Below are 17,421 nucleotides of genomic sequence, written 5' to 3'. Positions count from 1 at the left end.
CCTGTATCTATTATCAGCGCTTATAACACACCGGATTTGAGTGCGTTGGCTCTTTATCCAGTTGGGCTCTCAACTGGTCATATTCGGTAAGCCAGCTGTCTGTCCAGCGGGCTTTGGTCTTGTCGCATACCCAGGCCGCATCAATACTGTTTTTCAGCATTTGGCGCAGGCCGTCGAGGTCGAATCCCAGCTCTTCAACCAGCACCCGGCAGCAGTTGGCGCTGTCGGTATTGTGGATGTGCCAGTCATCGGTACACGGGATAATGTTCAGTCCGGCCTGTGCCATCGCGCGGATTGGGTGCTTAACCGCCCAATCTTCTTTTTCCGGCCACTGGGTGAGGTAATAGGTATTGGAAGGCACCACGGTAAACGGTACACCGGATTTGGCGTAACTCGCCGTAAGCTCCGGGTTGTCGATGATGGTGTAGCCGTGGTCAATGCGGTCACAGCCAATCAGCTCGACGCCGGTCTCGGTGTTGCGCCAGTGCAGGCCAAACTCGGAGCAGTGTGCGGTGAGCTTAAGACCATGTTTGGCCGCCAGACGGTATGCTTTCCAGAAATGTTCAACCGGGGCGTTGTGCTCTTTGTAGTCGATGCCCAGGCCCAGAACATAAGGGTGAGGGTTGGCCACGACTTGTTCTGTCATCGCCAGCGCTTCTTCCGGCGATTTCTCACGGTTGATTGATGGGATCAGGCGAATGGTCACGCCGTACACATGCTCTGCCCGGTCAATGGCTTCGATCATGGCCAGTGTCAGTCTGGCGTAATCCAGCTCTGTATCGCTCGGGTTCCAGAATGTCTCGATATAACGCAGGCCACAGGCCGCAGCGTCTTCGGCCACTTCCAGAATCACGCGCTGGTAGTCATCCTGCTCGCGCATGATTTGATACAGAAACGTCAGGGCTTCGATACCGCCTTTGCGTTTCATGCCGGGCAGCTGGAACTCACGATAATAGGCTCTGGCATCTTCCTCGCTTAGAGGGATCCCATATTTGTCTGCTAGCGCCTGCATGGTGGAAAGGCGCACGCCCCCCAACAGGTGGTAGTGCAGATCGGCTTTTGGGATCCGGCGATAGAATTCGCCCAGTGTGATTTGTTGCATTCATCATATCCTGGCAATCGTTTGCGTGCGGAGATTATCGGGGTTTATCCCGGGGAAGTGAAATGCCGCTTTTATTTTGATGATGCCGTTTTGGCATTAAGTCCGAGTTCTTTCCAAAGATTTTCTGCCTCGGGGCTGAGTGATGCCTGGGTGCGGTATAGCCGGATCTGGAATGGGATACATAGCTTCTCAGGCAGCAGGGCGATGAGTTCGCCGTTGTTGAGTTCCTTTTGGATCAGATTATCAGGAAGCCAGGCGACGCCTTTTTCGCGCAGTGCCATTTCTTTATGGATCTGACACATGGAGGATTCAAATACAGGTGTCAGCGTCGTCGGTACCTGTGGCTGGTGCTGTTCGATGAGTCTGGCGGTATTGCAGCCCGGAGTGTAGCGCAGAAAAGGAAGCTCCTGAGTTTCGGGGCTATAGAGTGGCAGTCCGGAGTCGTTCGTCGCACATACGAGCAAAAAGCGCCCTTTGCCGAGTATTACGCTCTGAAATGGAGGTTGCATGAGCTCGTGTTGCTCAAAGCAGAGCAGATAATCACATTCACCTTCTTTCAGGGCCTCTATGCCCATATCTACCCGAAGGATATCGACTGAGAACGGCACATCGAGTGGGGCGTCGCGATCCGGATCGGATTGTTGAGCTGCTGGTCAAGGTGATGCAGGTTTTGCATACCCAGCTTCATCTGTTCAACAATGCTGCGTGCGGTGGTGCGAAATTGTTTCCCTGCCGGAGTAAGGCTGACCGGCGTAGTTGTCCTGTCTACCAGAGGATGCCCAATGGCCTGCTCAAGCGATTTTATCCTGCGGCCAAATGCCGGCTGGGTAATGTGCCTGGCCTGAGCCGCTTTGGAGAAGTGGCGCATGTCAGCCAGGGTCAGGAAATCTTCCAGCCAGCGGATATCAATGTTCATGGTCAGCCTGATTTGATGTGAGAGTAATGGGCAGTATACCGTCAGGAACCAAAAGCCCAAAGCGGTGCAAAATCTGCTCGACCTTCTGGAGGAACTGGCGTAGATTTGGCCCGTATTTTTAACAGCTTGCAGTAATTGGTGGTCTGAATGGCGTCGTTTAGTAGTATGAGTCAGGAGAATAAAGGGGCACTGGTTCTGGTGGTGACTACCTTTATTGCCGCATGTGGCTGGATATTTTCAAAGGAGACCATTGCCGGTCTGCCTCCGTTTGGTTTTATCGGGCTGAGGTTTTGTGTTGCGTCTCTGTGTCTGCTTCCATTTTGCCGTCGTTATTTTCGCCAGGTTGCACTGCGGGATATTGGCGGCGCGGCGCTAACGGGCTGCCTGCTTGGTGGTGCACTGATGTGTTGGATTTATGCTATCTCCGTCAGTGATACCCTGGGAGAAGGGGCGTTCATTATGAGCCTTTCGATGCTGATCGTCCCGGTTGTTGCCTGGATGATGTTTGGTCAGCGTCCTCAACGCGCATTCTGGCTGGCGCTGCCGGTAGCTGTGACCGGACTTGGTTTCCTGTCTCTTTCGGGGGGATGGCAGAGTTCAGTCAGTCAGCTGTGGTTTCTGGCCAGCGCCGTGATGCTGGCGCTGCACTTTAATGTTAACCGCCAGTTTGCTCAGCGCCTGCCGGTGATGCTGCTGACCTGCGTGCAGTTGTTTGTGACCGGTCTGATAGGTCTCACTATTTCGTCTCTGTTTGAGTCGGTACCGCCTTCTGTATCGGTTGATATCTGGGTTTGGTTCGCTCTGAGCACTCTGCTGGCGACCAGCCTGCGCTATTTGATGCAAACCACAGGACAGAAACTGGCGAATGCAGCCAATGCTGCGCTGATCATGCTGCTGGAACCGATCTGGACTGTGGTGCTGAGTGTGCTTTGGTATGGAGAGCAGCTCTCTGCGCCGAAGCTGACCGGGTGTTCGCTTATTCTGCTTTCATTGCTGGTTTATCGCAGTGGGGGTAAGTTGAGGTTTGTGTTGAGGCGGCAGGAGTAATTGATTGTATAATAAGATGAATTTGTCATCCCGGGCGCGTTCCACTGAACTTGCCACTTCCCTTCAGGCAGGCGCGACCCGGGATCTCGCGAAGCGAACTGTTAAGCAAAAGAATCCACCTGACCAAAAGCGCCACTACCGAATAGTCACAACCCTCAGGACGCACACAGTACCATTCACTTACCACTCCCACCGTGTCATCCTGGACGCGCTCCCGTTAACCAGCCACACGCTGATAAGGTTAAGCGCGATTCAGGATCTGGTTTCAGCAGGGGCTATGCTTTTCTCGCGGTAGCGACTCTGGGAAGCTGCAGGCAGCTTTTTGAAATTACGACACTCTGTGAGTAGATCCTGAAATTAATTCAGGATGACACGGTGGGAGCTGTGGGAGCTGTGGGAAAGGTGAAAGCCGGGATTTTGTACGGCGTTTGAACACCTGACAAAATCCCGGTAAGAACTAAAAAATCAGTCCTGATTATCCTTCCGCTTATGCTTAGGCACATAATTCAGAATTGAAATTGGCACAGGTTTACGCGGCTCAAACCCTTCCACATCGCGGCGTTCCAGCAGGTGGTTGAGGCGGCTTTCGATCATGCACAGGTTTTTGAAATCATCTTTCGACAGGAAAGAGATCGCTTCACCTTTGGCCAGGGCGCGGCCGGTACGGCCGATGCGGTGAACGTAGTCGTCTGCCGGGAAAGGCAGGTCGTAGTTTACTACGCGCTCCAGGTTGTCGATGTCGATACCACGTGATGCCACACCGGTTGCTACCATGAACTGAACCTTACCGGCCTTGAAGTCTTCCAGCAGTTGCTCGCGGGATTTTTGGCTGCGGCCGCTGTGGAAAGCTTCCGCTTTAATATCACGTTTTTCCAGCTGGCTGACCAGTTTTGCGGCGCCCTGTTTGGTTTTGATAAAGATCAGCGCCTGCTGCCAGTTGTTTTCAGTGATCAGATGGCTCAGAAGAGCAGATTTACGGTCTTTATCGACCGGAATAACCCACTGCTCGATGTTTGCTTTGCTGGCGCTGGCCGCGCTGATCGCAATCTCTTTCGGATTGTGAATCGCGGTTCTGGCCAGCTCACGCACTTTTTTGGACAGGGTGGCGGAGAACAGCAGACTCTGCACGTCTTCCGGCAGTTTATCCAGGATCTTGTTGATGTCTTCGATAAAGCCCATGTCCAGCATGCGGTCGGCTTCATCCAGCACCATGATTTCGGTCTCATCGAAATGCAGAGCGCGCTGGGTGTAGAGATCCAGCAGGCGCCCAGGGGTGGCGATCAGAATATCGATGCCTTCAATAAGCGCCTGTTTTGAAGGCGCGTCACCCACACCACCATAAACGGCCAGAGCTTTCAGGCCGGTGTGTTGACCATAATCTGCCACGCTTTTTTCAATTTGCAGTGCCAGCTCGCGGGTAGGGGCCAGGATCAGGGCGCGGAAGCGCTTTTTACGTCCGGCTTCGCCCTGAGACAGTTTTTCCAGGATCGGCAGCACAAAACCTGCAGTTTTACCGGTACCGGTTTGCGCCGCAGCGATCAGGTCGTGGCCCTGCAGAACGAGTGGGATCGCCTGCTTCTGGATTTTGGTCGGGGTTTGGTAACCCAGCTCACTGACAGCCTGGGTAATGGTCTGGCTCAGGCCAAGACGGTCAAAAGACATAATGCTTCTCACAATAAACAGATGACGCCCCGCAGCGCGCCATGATTAAAACGGGTACCAGAACAGGGCTGGTTCATAAATACGTTTGGCAATGGCGGCGCTGACTATCAGAAGTGTAGCGGCAATCACCAGTTTGTCTGTGCCGGTCAGTGGCTTAAGGCTGTACCAACTGCGGCGTTTGTTGCGTCCAAAGCCGCGCAGGGTCATGGCGTTGGAGATCTCATCCGCCCGGTCCAGGCTGGAGAAAATCAGCGGCCCGAGAATGCTGGCTACATTTTTAAAGCGCTGGATAAGCGGTGCATTGGAGGAAAGATCCACACCGCGCGCCTGCTGGGCGTGCATGATGTTGACGAAATCTTTCTTCACTTCCGGCAAATAGCGCAGGGTCAGGCTGACCGCATAGGAAATCTTGTAAGGCACGCCAAGGCGGTTAAGGCTGGCGGCAAACTCGGTTGGGTGAGTGGTAAACACAAATACCAGCGCGATTGGGAACATGCTGAAGTACTTCAGCGTAACCGTGAACAGGTAGTACAGGGTCTCCTGAGTCAGGCTGATGTCATCAAAAACGGTCACCAGTGGAGTGTGACTGCCGATCAGTTCGCTGCCCTGGTTTGGGGCCAGCAGAAACATAAACAGGGCGTTCAGGGTCAGGACACTGGCGGTACCAATCAGCAGTGGCCGGTATACCCGGAACGGGACCTGGCTTATCCGCAACAGGGTGAGGCCGGCTGCGATCATCACGCTGATAATGCGCAGGTCAAACGTGGTCAGTACCACAGTGATCCAGGCGATAAACAGCACGAACTTGGTGATGCCGTTCAGGCCGTGCAGCACTGAGCCAGTGTTGACGTAGTTGATACCGAACTGCGCTTTGCTCATTTTGCTCATGCCATGGCCTCCCGCTCACAGGAAATGAAGTGGTTGATAAACGCGAGGCTGTCTGCAATCCCGGCTTTCTCTGCCAGGTGGTACAGGCTGGTTGGCGCAAGGTTGGCTCTGTCCAGCAGCTCCGGCTGGCCGAAGACTTCAGCAACCGGAGCGTCGGCGATCAGTTTGCTGTCAGCAATCACAATCGCGCGGTCGGTGTATTCCAGTACCAGGTGCATGTCGTGGGAAATGATCACCACGCTGATCCCCAGTTCGCGGTTCAGGCGGCGGATAAAGCGCAGCATGCTGGTGTAGTTACGGTGGTCCTGACCGGCGGTTGGCTCATCCAGGATCAGCAGTTCCGGCTCCAGTACCAGAATAGAGGCGATGGTCACGCGCTTCTTCTGGCCGTAACTGAGCGCTTCTACCGGCCATTTGCGGTATTTGGACAGACCACACAGCTCAAGTACATTCAGTACTTTCTCTTTGACGGTGTTTTCATCCACGCCGCGGTTACGCAGGCCGAATGCGACTTCATCAAAGATCATGTGCTGGGAGATCATGTGGTTAGGGTTTTGCATCACCACACCCACTTTACTGCTGCGCTCAAAGATGGTCATTTCTGCCATGTCGCGGTCGTCAAAGTGCAGTGAGCCCTGATCCGGATTCAGCACCCCCATCACCAGTTTGGTAATGGTAGACTTGCCTGAGCCGTTTTTACCCAGAATGGCGCACACTTCCCCTTTGCTTACAGAGAAGGAAATGTCTTCCAGGGCGTTTTTCTCGCCGTCATACGAGTAGCTGAGCTGTTTGAGTTCCAGCAGTGGCGCAGTTTCTGAAGCATTTTGCTTCGGCGCAGACTGATGAAACCAGCTCTGAATGGCGCTTTGATGATGGCTGAAATCCAGCTTGCCAAACTGAGCCAGTGGCTCGGCGGCATTAATCTCACAACCGGCGCTTTTCATCGTAGACAGGTAAAGTGGTTCCCGGATGCCATGTTTTGCCAGAAGAGGGGAGTGCAGCAGCTCGCACGGCTTCATATCGGCCTGAATCTGACCGTTATCGATAAGCACGATGCGATCCACCGGACGATGCAGCACATCTTCCAGGCGGTGTTCGATGATGATCACCGTTTTGCCTGACTTTTTGTGCAGATCATCGATGATTTCGATAGCGGCTTTGCCGGTTTTCGGATCCAGCGCGGCCAGAGGTTCGTCAAACAGCAGAATGTCGACGTCATCAACCATGACGCCTGCAAGGGAAACGCGCTGTTTCTGGCCGCCGGAAAGGTCGTGCGGGGATTTTTCCAGCAGGCTTTCCAGTTCGACCATTTCAGCGGTTTTCTGAACCTGTTCGAGCATGTCGCCGTGAGGAACCAACTGGTTCTCCAGTGCAAAAGCAATATCTTCGGCGACGCTCAGGCCGACAAACTGGCTGTCGGTATCCTGAAGTACCGTGCCGACCTGTTCGGTGATCTGGTGAAGACTGAGTTTCTGACAGGCCTGACCGTTTAACGTCAGGCTGCCGCTGATCTCGCCTTTTACCGCGTGCGGGATCAGGCCGTTGAGGCATTGTCCTAGCGTGGATTTACCGCTGCCACTTGGGCCAACGATAACGATTTTTTCTCCCTGCTCTATCCTTAGACTGATATTTTTCAGCGTCGGTTTGTCCAGTGACGCATATCGAAAAGAGAAGTCAGAAAATTCGATGCACATGGGTTAGTCTGCTTCGCTCAGGTTACTGCTTTGTTGTTTACGTTTGGCCACCGATTTCAGAATGATGAAGCCAACGATGGCGATAAGAACGGTGTTGCCACTGGCGATGATCGTCAGCTGGGTGAACACTTTGGTGAACGGTTCGGCATACAAAATGGTGTCTAAAAGGGCAGAGCAGCCGTAACCAATGACATTACCGAGCAGGGCAAGGACAACGAACAGAACCAGGTCACGACCCGGCAGCTCACCACGTTCCAGACGCTTTTTGGTCAGCAGCGGGAACAGACCGATAAGGCCGCCAACGATACCTGAGCCCAGTACCCAGGTGATCCATACGCCCCAGCCAGCGAAAAGGTCCGTTACCCAGTGGCCGATAAAGCCCACCAGAAAACCCACCACAGGGCCGAAAAGAACAGAAAACAGGGCCAGAATCGCCATCGCAGGCTTTAAGGTAGTGTTGGCAAACACCGGAATGCCAAACATTGGCAGGCCACCAATACCGTAGAGCGCAGCGCCGATTGCGATAACAACAACGGTTTTAGCAGTGAAATTCATCAGGCTATCCTTTTGCAATGCAATAGTGGCTGTTCAGGTTACAACCACCGGGAAAAAAGAGGCGCGAATTCTAGCAGAAATTCAGATTTCCGGCCATCTAAAATGCTGAAATCTGGCTTACTTCCGGCCTGTAAAATGGTTCTTTGCCTATAAACTGAACTTCTGCTTTGTTATGACTTAGCGTGAAAGCACAGTGCAGCCGGGTGATGAGTATGTTTGTTCTTTATGCAAAAAAAGAGCGCTTTGTTGCATTGTTGTAGCGTTAATTTGCGAGTAACTGTTAAGAACAGGAACATTTTTCGCATGCCATTCCGTACATATTCTAAAGTTATTTTATTCGGAAATTTAAGTTTTGGAGATGGAATTCTCCGAAGCTTTGTCGATGTGAAACAATAACATAAGGAATAAAACGGTATGAAAGTTGTAACACGCAGTAAAGGGATTTTTCCTTTATCCAGTGTCGCAGCAGGCTGTCTACTCGCGTTTAACAGTTACGCCGCGGTAGATTGCTCTGCACTGCCCCAGTGGGATGCTGGCACTGCCTATAATGGTGGTGCTCAGGTTCAATATGAAAACAGTGCATATAATGCGAAATACTGGAGTCAGGGCGAAAATCCGGCGACCGCAGGAGAGTGGGGCGCATGGGCTCTGGTTGACGTTTGTGAGGGAGGCGTGATTGTTAATGATCCGCCGGTGGCAACACTGACTGCTCCGGCATCTGGCGCCACCGCTACCGTGGGTGATGTGCTTGCACTCACCGCGACTGCCGCCGACAGTGATGGCACTGTGGCTCAGGTGGAGTTTCTTGTAGATGGTGTGGTGGTTGCGACTGCAACAGCAGCACCCTACAGCGCAAGCTGGACTGCGGTTGAAGGCAGCCATACAGTGGCAGCGAAAGCGACGGATGATAAGGGCGCGGTGAGCCTACTGAGTTCAGTGACAGTGACCGTTGAAACCTCTGTTGGTCCGGTGAATGAGCTTCCGGTTGTTGATGTGGCCCTGTCTGCAGCGAGTGTGGATGTGGGGGGCGTGGTTACCCTGACCTCAACGGCTTCTGATCCGGATGGTACCGTCGACAAAGTTGAGTTCTTTGTTGCCGGCGAACTGGTCGGTACAGTAACTGCCGCACCTTATACTCTCGATTACACAGCGACCCGCGCGGGCAGCCTGTCTGTTTACGCGAAAGCTACGGATAACCTTGGCGCTACTGCAGATTCTGCCGCCGCGACTCTGACGGTGAACAGTGGCCCTGTGGTATCGACCTGTCGTCCGGACGGCCTGTACCAGACTCCGGGTGTTGAGGTTCCTTACTGTACTATTTATGACCAGGACGGCCGAGAGAAGATGGGCGCTGACCATCCACGCCGTGTTATCGGTTACTTTACCAGCTGGCGTGCAGGGGATGACCCGCAGGCAGCTTATCTGGTGAAAGACATTCCATGGGAGCAACTGACTCACATTAACTATGCCTTCGTCAGTATCGGCGCAGATGGCAAAGTGAACGTGGGTGATGTTACCGATCCAACTAACGCCGCGACCGGTAAAGAGTGGCCTGGCGTAGAAATCGATCCGGCGCTGGGCTTTAAAGGTCACTTTGGTGCCCTGGCGACTGCCAAAGCTAAGCACGGCGTTAAGACGCTGATCTCAATCGGTGGCTGGGCGGAAACCGGTGGTCACTTCGCTGCTGACGGCTCGCGTGTGGCAGACGGTGGCTTCTACACCATGACGACTAACGCAGACGGCTCCATTAACCACGCAGGTATTCAGAAGTTTGCTGACTCCGCGGTGGCGATGATGCGTCAGTACAAGTTCGACGGTCTGGATATTGACTACGAGTACCCGACTTCAATGGCCGGCGCCGGTAATCCGTATGATAAAGACTTCATGGAACCACGCCGTGCTTACCTGTGGGCTTCTTATCAGGAACTGATGAAAGTTCTGCGTGAGAAACTCGATGCTGCGTCTGCGCAGGATGGTCATCACTACATGCTGACGATTGCAGCGCCGTCTTCCGGCTACCTGCTGCGCGGTATGGAAACCTTTGATGTGACTAAATACCTGGATTACGTCAACATCATGTCTTACGACCTGCACGGTGCGTGGAATGATCACGTTGGTCATAACGCAGCGCTGTTCGACACAGGTCTCGACTCTGAGCTGGCGCAGTGGAATGTGTACGGAACGGCTGCTTATGGCGGGATCGGTTACCTGAACACTGACTGGGCATACCACTACTTCCGCGGTTCTATGCCTGCGGGCCGTATCAACATTGGTGTACCTTACTACACCCGTGGCTGGCAGGGCGTAACCGGCGGTGACAATGGTCTGTGGGGCCGCGCCGCGCTGCCGAACCAGGCTGAATGTCCAGCCGGTACCGGTGAAGGTGAGAAGAACAACTGTGGCCACGGCGCAATTGGTATCGATAACATGTGGCACGATACCGATCCGAAAGGCAACGAGATGGGCGCAGGTTCGAACCCGATGTGGCACGCCAAGAACCTGGAAAAAGGTATCTGGGGCTCTTACGCCGCCGCGTACAAGCTGGACCCGGTTAACGATCCAACCGACGTGCTGGTGGGCACCTATACCCGCCATTACGACAGTGTAGCGGTCGCACCATGGTTGTGGAACGCAGAGAAATCGGTATTCCTGTCAACGGAAGATAAAGTGTCAATCGAAGTGAAATCCGATTACGTTATCGACAAGGGTATCGGCGGCATCATGTTCTGGGAGCTGGCGGGTGACTACAACTGTTATGTACTGGATGCCAATGGTAACCGTACAACGGTAGATGAAACCGAGCAGGCTTGTCAGACAGGCAATGGTGAATACCATATGGGTAACACCATGACCAAAGCCATCTACGACAAGTTCAAGGCAGCAACGCCTTATGGCAACAAAATCGCGACAGGGGCTCTGCCTGCTGAAGCAGTGGACATTGCGGTCTCAGTAGGTGGCTTTAAGGTCGGTGACCAGAACTACCCAATCAATCCTAAGTTGACCTTCACCAACAACACCGGTGTGGATCTGCCTGGTGGCACTGAGTTCCAGTTCGATATTCCGGTATCGGCGCCGGATAATGCCAAAGATCAGTCTGGTGGTGGCCTGACGGTAATCGCATCCGGTCATACCCGTGCGAACAACGTGGGCGGACTTGACGGCACCATGCACCGCGTGGCTTTCAGCCTGCCAACGTGGAAGTCTTTACCGGCCGGTGCGACTTACGAGCTGGATATGGTCTACTACCTGCCAATCTCCGGACCTGCGAACTACGCAGTGAAAGTGAATGGTGTGGACTACGCGTTCAAGTTTGAGCAGCCAGATCTGCCGGTCGCGGACCTGAGTAAGGGGGGGAACAACGGCAACAATGGTAACAATGGCGGAACCTGTGATACCAGCGGCCTTGTGACTTACCCGGATTTCCCTCAGACGGACTGGCAGGGTAATCCAAGCCACGCGAACCAGGGCGACAAAGTGATCTATAACGGCACTGTTTATCAGGCCAACTGGTGGACTGCTTCTGAGCCTGGCAGCGATGGCAGCTGGAGCACTGTCTGTAACATCTGACAGGAATAAACTGTGATGCTGAGCGCACAAATCGAACGGTTTGTGCGCTTTTTTGTTATTTTTTCGTCGCTTAATCTGTCTGATGCTGGATGTGCAGAGCAGATAGGGTAGAGTGGTTTCATACGGTTAATACTGGTCGTTAGCAAGAGGAAAGTAAATGAGAGCAGCCACCATACTGGCGTTGCTTGGCAGCCTGGCAACAACGGGCGTACAGGCTACAGAAACCATGCAGTTTGTTACCGGTGACTGGCGTCCGTTTGTGTTCGCTGAAGGGGAGCGGCTTCAGGCTCAGCTTCCGGGCTACAGTGTGGAGATCGTTGATGCGGTCATGCGTAATATGGGCTACCTCAGTGATTACACCAGTGAGCCGCTGGCAAGACAAAAGCAAAAAACCTACAACGGTGAGTACGCAGGAATGGTCGCGACTCTGCAAACCAATATCCCGGGGCTGGTGGTACCAAAGCAGCCGATTGGACAGGTGAACCTCTGTTTCTATTCCCGTCCGTCAGGGCGCTGGCACTACAGTCAGCCGGAATCCCTGGCCAGGGTAAAGCTGGGCGTTGTGGCCGGATACAGCTATGGCCCGATTGACAGCCATATCGCTCAGTATCGTAACAGCCGTATCTACGCTTATAGCGGTGAAGAGCAGTACCGGCAGGCGCGGCTGATGGAGCAGCTGCTGGCCAGAAATGTGGATGTGATTGTCGAAGACAGGGATGCCATGCGCCATTTTGCTATGCAGTCCGGTCAGCAGTCACAAATCAAAGAGGTGGGATGCCTCGCCCCCCTGCCTTTGGTGATAGGCTTTACACCAGCCGACAGTCGTGCTCAGCAGTGGGCGAATGAATTTGATACTGAGCTGGACTCATTGAGAAAATCAGGTGCGTTAAAACAGATCCTGACCCGCTATGGTGTGGAAGACTGGGCAGCCAAACGTAAATGAAATCAATTTGATAACCGCACCCCGCGAGAAAAACTCATTTTACAAAATGTAACTTAAAGGGCTAAACTGTGCCCTCAATCCAATCCTGTTCTGACGGAGTAGTAATGAAATACGACTGGATTTTGTTTGATGCCGATGAAACCCTGTTCAGCTTTGATGCGTTCAAAGGGTTGCAGACTATGTTTTCCCGCTTTGGCGTTGACTTCTCCAGACAGGATTATGATGAGTTTCAGCTGGTCAACAGGCCGCTGTGGGATAAATATCAGAACGGCGAAATCACCGCTCACCAACTGCAAAACCAGCGTTTTGAATCCTGGGCTGACCGGCTCGCGACCACCACTTCAGAACTTAACCGCCTCTTTCTTGATGCCATGGCAGAGATCTGTCAGCTGCTGCCTGGTGTGCAGCAGATGCTGGACCAGATCCGCGGTCAGGCGCAGCTTGGTATCATTACAAATGGCTTTACTCAGCTTCAAAGTGTCCGCCTGGAGCGTACCGGCCTGAGTGACTATTTCGAATACGTCTTTATTTCTGAACAGCTCGGGGTGGCCAAGCCTGACCGGGCGATATTCGATCATGCAATCAGCTGTATGGGCGAGCCTTCGCGCAGCCGGGTGCTGATGGTCGGAGACAACATTCATTCTGATGTGGCAGGTGGCCTGAATGCCGGTGTGGATACCTGTTGGCTGAACCTCTCCGGGCAGGTGCGCCCTGAGGATATCCAGCCCCATTATGAACTGAACCGCTGGGAAGATTTTCATCAGGTTGTGGGCTGAAGCAAGCGGCCCAAAGGAGTATGTATGAAACATTTTATGCCTTCTATGTCTGCATTGACGCCATTTCTGGTTGGAAAGCCGCGGATCCGATGTTCCCGTCAGCAGCAGGAGCCGGAAGTTTCACAGGAGCAGGAAGTTCAAAAGACTGAAAGCATGGAGCAGAAAAAGAAAAAGCCTGCATCCGGCAGGCTCTGAGCAACTGACTCAAATTTATCAGGGGAATCTGTAAGCAGTGAGATTCGGAGCAGTCAGCCGGTGATTGCTGACTGCCCCTCTATACTGACGTCTGGCACGGTATGCCATGTCAGACCGGCGTCAGGCTGTGTTGGTGTTGTGTGAGATTTAACCGTCTTAGCACCGTAGCATTGGCAATTTTGCGAACCGGCTCGAAACTTGAGTTGGTGAGTTTGTAATCATGAGCACATAAGCTGACAACTCAATATGTTAGCTTGAGCTTGTGTATCTGTAGTGTATTACAAGGAACCGGGAAGAACGGATGTTTAAGAAAAAGGAAATCCCTTATCTGACGACTGCCGGACTGAAAGTAGAAGAGTCCGTCATCTCTCTGACCAGAATAGAACAGCTGTATGTGAAGTCCTACGAGACCATTGATAAGGTCAAAAGGGCTGCGCTGATCGCGTTTGTATTCAGCTTCGTGTTTATCCTGACTCATCCGCTATACGCCGGGCTGCCCGGATTCATCGTGATCTTTGCCATTGCTTACTGGCTTTCTCCGGAATACGAATTGCGCGCCGTGCTCCACTCCAGCCAGCCGGACATTGCCCCGGTCGATACCGGCCTGCATAAATCCAAAGATGAGGCAGATTACATTGCCGTGGTGGAAAAGTTTCATGCGCTGAAAGCCTATGAAGAGCTGACCTCCCATAATCACGAACAGGATGAATCAGAGGTATAACCGTGCCTCTGTGAATCTCGTCGTTAAGGAGAGAGTATGCTGACCTGGGTTGTAATCATCATGCTGGCGATAGTGCATCTTTTTTCGATTCGCCGCGCACCTGACCGGATTTTCTATCTGTCCAAACCTGCTCCAATCCTGCTGATGGCGTTGGCGCTGTGGCTGAACCCGCAGAGCAGTACCCTGACATACCTGTTTATAGGCGGCCTGCTGTTATCGGCGCTTGGGGATGTTTTCCTGATGCTGCCAAAGGACCGCTTTATCGCTGGTCTGTCGGCGTTTCTTGGTGCGCATCTTTGCTACAGCTTTGGTTTCTGGTCGCTGGTGGACGGGGATATGGTGTGGTGGCTTCCGGCGGTGCTGTTTTCTGCCGGCATTATGCTGATCCTGCTATTGCTGCCTGACCTTAAATCCATGGTGGTACCGGTAACGGTGTACATGTTGGTTATCGTTCAGATGGCCTGGGCGGCCGGGGAAGTGTATCTGACTGGCAGTCATCATCCTGCTGGCGGGATCGCGTTCAGTGGTGCGCTGCTGTTTCTTGTCTCCGATCTGGTGCTGGCGGTGAACCGTTTCCGTAACCAGAGCAAGCGTAAGCAGTACTGGATTATGTCCACTTACTATCTCGCTCAGGGGCTGATTACCTGGTCGGTGTTATCGCTCTGAGGCTTCCCTGAACAGAAAAGCCGGAAAAGAACAAAGTAAAAACGCAGGCCACCGGCCTGCGTTTTTTATCAACTCGTATCAGCTGTCAGATCAGGCCGTTGTGGCCTGTTCCTGCTTGATCTCGCGCACGTATCGGTAGATGGTATCGCGTGACACCTGCAGATTGTTTGCGGTGATCATAATCGCGTCCTTAATGTTGAACGCGCCGCTGTCAAACAGCTTCTCAACAATCGCGCGGTTACGCTTGGAAGAGGGAACAGTACTGTCCATCATGATCTCTTTACGGATGGTTTCAATCGTATCCTGCAGCATCTCGTCCGGGCTCTTGGCGAACGTCTCTGATGAAGTCACAGAGGCCGCGGCGCTGGCGGGATTTGGCATCATAGAGCTCAGCAGTGAGTGAATAGGGGCATCCATATCGGAATTAATGCACAGCAGACCAATGGCGGTGCCAATATCATTACGGATCACCGTGGTGACGGAGCGCAGCAGTTTGCCCTGCGGGCCTTTGCTGAAGTAAGGCTCGGAAACGTCAATACCGGTTTTAAGTTTTTCAAGCGCCAGGTTAGTAATAGGGGCGCCGATGTCACGGTCAGTGACATGACCGTTGGCGATCTTAATGATCGAAGGATTTTCAATATCCAGGCTGTGAAGCACTACTTCCGTGTGGGGACCGTACATGGCTGCGATACCATCTACGACATTGAACGTGGCCTGTAAAATCAGTTTGTCACTTAGAGAAAGTGTGACCAGCATTGTTTACATCCTTTGGCACTTAAATCTGGGGTTGTACATAAAGCAAAAAAATCGCTACCTTCAGGGAAGGTAGCGATTATGCACCTTAAGAAGCCATAATTTCAATGATTTCTTTATCGGTGGTGGCCATGCCGGTGCTTACCATGCGGCCGATGTTTCGAATTGTTTTCTCAACATCGTTCGCAATAACACCTTGCTCAGCTACAGCGTGGTTGTTAAGAGCCAGTAGCATGCCTTTCATCGCGGCTTGTGATGAACTGCCTACTTTCATCGCACAGGTTGCTTTTGCACCGTCACAAACCATACCAGCAGTATCGCTCAGTACGTTTTGGATAGCTGCACAAGACTGTTCAAAGCAGCCACCTTTCAGGTAAACCATCGCCATAGAAGCTGCAGAACTGGTTGCTGTGTTACCACAGAACGCACACAGAGGAGGATAGTGCGACTTAATGTAAACAGCGCCCAGGTGGCTCATGATCAGAGCGCGGGCCAGCTTATCATCGTCTGCTTTCACAAATTCAGCTGTCTTAACAACAGGGATAGTTGCTGCGATACCCTGGTTGCCACTGCCGTAGTTGCTCATAGCAGGCAGGGTAGCACCACCCATACGTGCGTCAGACGCCGCAGAGGTGTAGATCAGGATGTCACTGGTCAGGCTTTGGCCAACCAGACCAGCATCAACGCTGCTGCTCATGGTGCGACCGATTTCCAGACCGTATTTGTTGTTCAGACCTTCCTGAGACAGTGCAACGTTAAGGTCACGCGCCTGCAGGATGAATTCGATGTCAGCAAAGTCAGCTTGAGTGGCAAACTCGTAGATTTTCTCGATGCTGATGTCAACGCCTTCACAGATTGAAGCGGTTGACGCTGCCGCCTGGTCAGAAGTATCCGCTGCGAAAGTGACTTCGCCGTTCAGACGCTTCTCCACGATCAGGGTGTGACCACCGCTGATCGTGATTTCTGCACTCTGGTCACCCAGAGTTGCAGTTGCGCGGCAGTAGATGAACTCGTTAGTTTGTTCACGAGAAACTTCTACGTTACCTGCATCGATCATCGCCTGAGCTTTTTCTACGTCTTCAGGGGTGATTTTAGCCAGTACTTCAAGACCAGCGTCAAAGTCACCACCTACAGCACCAGAAGCCGCTGCGATAGGCAGACCGATTTTGCCTGTACCAGGAACAAAAACGCCCATGGAGTTTTTGAACAGGTTGTCTGATACAAACACTTTCAGGGTGTCAGGCGCACCGCCCAGCATCTGTGCAACTGCAGAACCCGCGTATGCAGCAGAGATTGGCTCGGTACAACCCAGAGCAGGTTTAACGACAGAGTTAATGATGTCGATGTATTGTTTCCACTCAGCTTTCATGACGACCTCTTATTTTTTGTGCGCGATAGCTTCAACTTCAACCAGAACGCCCAGAGGCAGATCTTTAACTGCGAAGCAGCTGCGCGCAGGGCAGTCTTTCTTGAATACTTCAGCGTAAACAGCGTTGAACGCAGCGAAGTCTTCGATGTTAGCCAGGTAGCAAGTTGTCTTCAGAACAGTCTCTGCGTCACCGCCGCCTGCTTCAACAACAGCGATCAGGTTTTTAAGAGACATGATGCTCTGCTCAGTGATACCGCCTTCAACAACTTTGCTGGTTTCAGCGTCAACAGGAAGCTGACCAGAAGTGAAGATCAGGCCGTTGAACTCAGAACCGTGAGAGTAAGGGCCGATAGCTGCTGGAGCTGCTGGAGAAGTAACAACTGTTTTCATTGTATTACCTATTACATTTATGAATAAAATCGAATGTTCGTTGTAATTCCAACTCGATTCGAGTGCGATTTGATTTGCGTATATTAATGCAAAAAAAGTTGCATTGAGCAAGTTGTGTTTTACATTGAACGTGATTTTGATCACGATAACAAGCGTTTTGTCGCGTCTTTGCTGGAT

17 protein-coding genes are annotated in these 17,421 nt (G+C 52.5%); 7 read left to right on the top strand and 10 right to left on the bottom strand.

Going from position 1 to position 17,421, the window contains the following annotated elements; all coding sequences use genetic code 11:
• Positions 1 to 13: 13 nt before the first annotated feature.
• The 3 genes from ACVB80_RS17455 to ACVB80_RS17445 form a co-directional block, all read right to left on the bottom strand.
• Positions 14 to 1,102 (bottom strand): adenosine deaminase family protein, encoded by a 1,089-nt coding sequence (locus ACVB80_RS17455; RefSeq protein WP_481082569.1) that lies wholly within the window; start codon positions 1,100 to 1,102, stop codon positions 14 to 16.
• 71 nt (positions 1,103 to 1,173) lie between these two features.
• Entirely contained in the window at positions 1,174 to 1,677 is a 504-nt protein-coding gene (locus ACVB80_RS17450) for a LysR substrate-binding domain-containing protein (RefSeq protein WP_481082568.1), read from the bottom strand.
• Positions 1,678 to 1,679: 2 nt separating this feature from the next.
• Positions 1,680 to 2,018: a LysR family transcriptional regulator gene (locus ACVB80_RS17445; protein ID WP_481082567.1), complete on the bottom strand. Its 339-nt coding sequence runs from the start codon at positions 2,016 to 2,018 to the stop codon at positions 1,680 to 1,682.
• Between the two features lie 165 nt (positions 2,019 to 2,183).
• On the opposite strand from ACVB80_RS17445, the gene ACVB80_RS17440 reads away from it, so the two are divergent.
• A complete protein-coding gene (locus ACVB80_RS17440; protein ID WP_481082617.1) occupies positions 2,184 to 3,065 on the top strand; it encodes a DMT family transporter in 882 nt (293 codons plus the stop codon).
• A gap of 465 nt (positions 3,066 to 3,530) precedes the next feature.
• Here ACVB80_RS17440 and ACVB80_RS17435 read toward each other — a convergent pair whose 3' ends face one another.
• Genes ACVB80_RS17435 through ACVB80_RS17420 form a run of 4 tightly spaced genes read right to left on the bottom strand, consistent with a single transcriptional unit; the run spans position 3,531 to position 7,864 of the window.
• Positions 3,531 to 4,727, bottom strand: coding sequence for a DEAD/DEAH box helicase (locus ACVB80_RS17435; RefSeq protein WP_481082566.1), 1,197 nt, complete (start codon positions 4,725 to 4,727; stop codon positions 3,531 to 3,533).
• A 45-nt stretch (positions 4,728 to 4,772) separates the two neighbouring features.
• A complete protein-coding gene (locus ACVB80_RS17430; protein WP_481082565.1) occupies positions 4,773 to 5,615 on the bottom strand; it encodes an energy-coupling factor transporter transmembrane component T family protein in 843 nt (280 codons plus the stop codon).
• Positions 5,612 to 7,309 carry an ABC transporter ATP-binding protein gene (locus tag ACVB80_RS17425; protein ID WP_481082564.1) on the bottom strand — a complete coding sequence of 566 codons (1,698 nt, stop codon included), beginning with the start codon at positions 7,307 to 7,309 and terminating at the stop codon, positions 5,612 to 5,614. The genes ACVB80_RS17430 and ACVB80_RS17425 overlap by 4 nt, the downstream gene beginning before the upstream one ends.
• 3 nt (positions 7,310 to 7,312) lie before the next feature.
• Positions 7,313 to 7,864 (bottom strand): ECF-type riboflavin transporter substrate-binding protein, encoded by a 552-nt coding sequence (locus tag ACVB80_RS17420; protein ID WP_481082563.1) that lies wholly within the window; start codon positions 7,862 to 7,864, stop codon positions 7,313 to 7,315.
• A gap of 414 nt (positions 7,865 to 8,278) precedes the next feature.
• Here ACVB80_RS17420 and ACVB80_RS17415 point away from each other — a divergent pair, with 414 nt between their 5' ends.
• The 6 genes from ACVB80_RS17415 to ACVB80_RS17390 all read left to right on the top strand — a co-directional run bounded on the left by ACVB80_RS17415 (position 8,279) and on the right by ACVB80_RS17390 (position 14,732).
• Entirely contained in the window at positions 8,279 to 11,431 is a 3,153-nt protein-coding gene (locus ACVB80_RS17415) for a chitinase C-terminal domain-containing protein (RefSeq protein WP_481082562.1), read from the top strand.
• A 157-nt stretch (positions 11,432 to 11,588) separates the two neighbouring features.
• Complete coding sequence (locus ACVB80_RS17410; protein WP_481082561.1) at positions 11,589 to 12,374, top strand: substrate-binding periplasmic protein; 786 nt, start codon at positions 11,589 to 11,591, stop codon at positions 12,372 to 12,374.
• A 104-nt stretch (positions 12,375 to 12,478) separates the two neighbouring features.
• Positions 12,479 to 13,150 (top strand): pyrimidine 5'-nucleotidase, encoded by a 672-nt coding sequence (gene yjjG / locus ACVB80_RS17405; RefSeq protein WP_481082560.1) that lies wholly within the window; start codon positions 12,479 to 12,481, stop codon positions 13,148 to 13,150.
• Between the two features lie 24 nt (positions 13,151 to 13,174).
• Positions 13,175 to 13,345 (top strand): hypothetical protein, encoded by a 171-nt coding sequence (locus tag ACVB80_RS17400; RefSeq protein ID WP_481082559.1) that lies wholly within the window; start codon positions 13,175 to 13,177, stop codon positions 13,343 to 13,345.
• A gap of 301 nt (positions 13,346 to 13,646) precedes the next feature.
• On the top strand, positions 13,647 to 14,066 hold the full coding sequence (locus ACVB80_RS17395; protein WP_481082558.1) for a hypothetical protein: 420 nt from the start codon (positions 13,647 to 13,649) through the stop codon (positions 14,064 to 14,066).
• 36 nt (positions 14,067 to 14,102) lie between these two features.
• Complete coding sequence (locus ACVB80_RS17390) at positions 14,103 to 14,732, top strand: lysoplasmalogenase (RefSeq protein WP_481082557.1); 630 nt, start codon at positions 14,103 to 14,105, stop codon at positions 14,730 to 14,732.
• Between the two features lie 90 nt (positions 14,733 to 14,822).
• On the opposite strand, the gene ACVB80_RS17385 is transcribed toward ACVB80_RS17390, so the two are convergent.
• The 3 genes from ACVB80_RS17385 to ACVB80_RS17375 all read right to left on the bottom strand — a co-directional run bounded on the left by ACVB80_RS17385 (position 14,823) and on the right by ACVB80_RS17375 (position 17,244).
• Positions 14,823 to 15,488 (bottom strand): helix-turn-helix transcriptional regulator, encoded by a 666-nt coding sequence (locus ACVB80_RS17385; RefSeq protein WP_481082556.1) that lies wholly within the window; start codon positions 15,486 to 15,488, stop codon positions 14,823 to 14,825.
• Between the two features lie 85 nt (positions 15,489 to 15,573).
• Entirely contained in the window at positions 15,574 to 16,854 is a 1,281-nt protein-coding gene (locus ACVB80_RS17380; protein WP_481082555.1) for an L-cysteine desulfidase family protein, read from the bottom strand.
• A 9-nt stretch (positions 16,855 to 16,863) separates the two neighbouring features.
• A complete protein-coding gene (locus ACVB80_RS17375; RefSeq protein WP_481082554.1) occupies positions 16,864 to 17,244 on the bottom strand; it encodes a Rid family detoxifying hydrolase in 381 nt (126 codons plus the stop codon).
• Positions 17,245 to 17,421: the final 177 nt, after the last annotated feature.

The organism is Vibrio sp. 9-16B-A1 (assembly GCF_056726165.1).
Note: the sequence above shows the minus strand (reverse complement) of the source record. Positions and strands in the feature narration are given on the sequence as shown.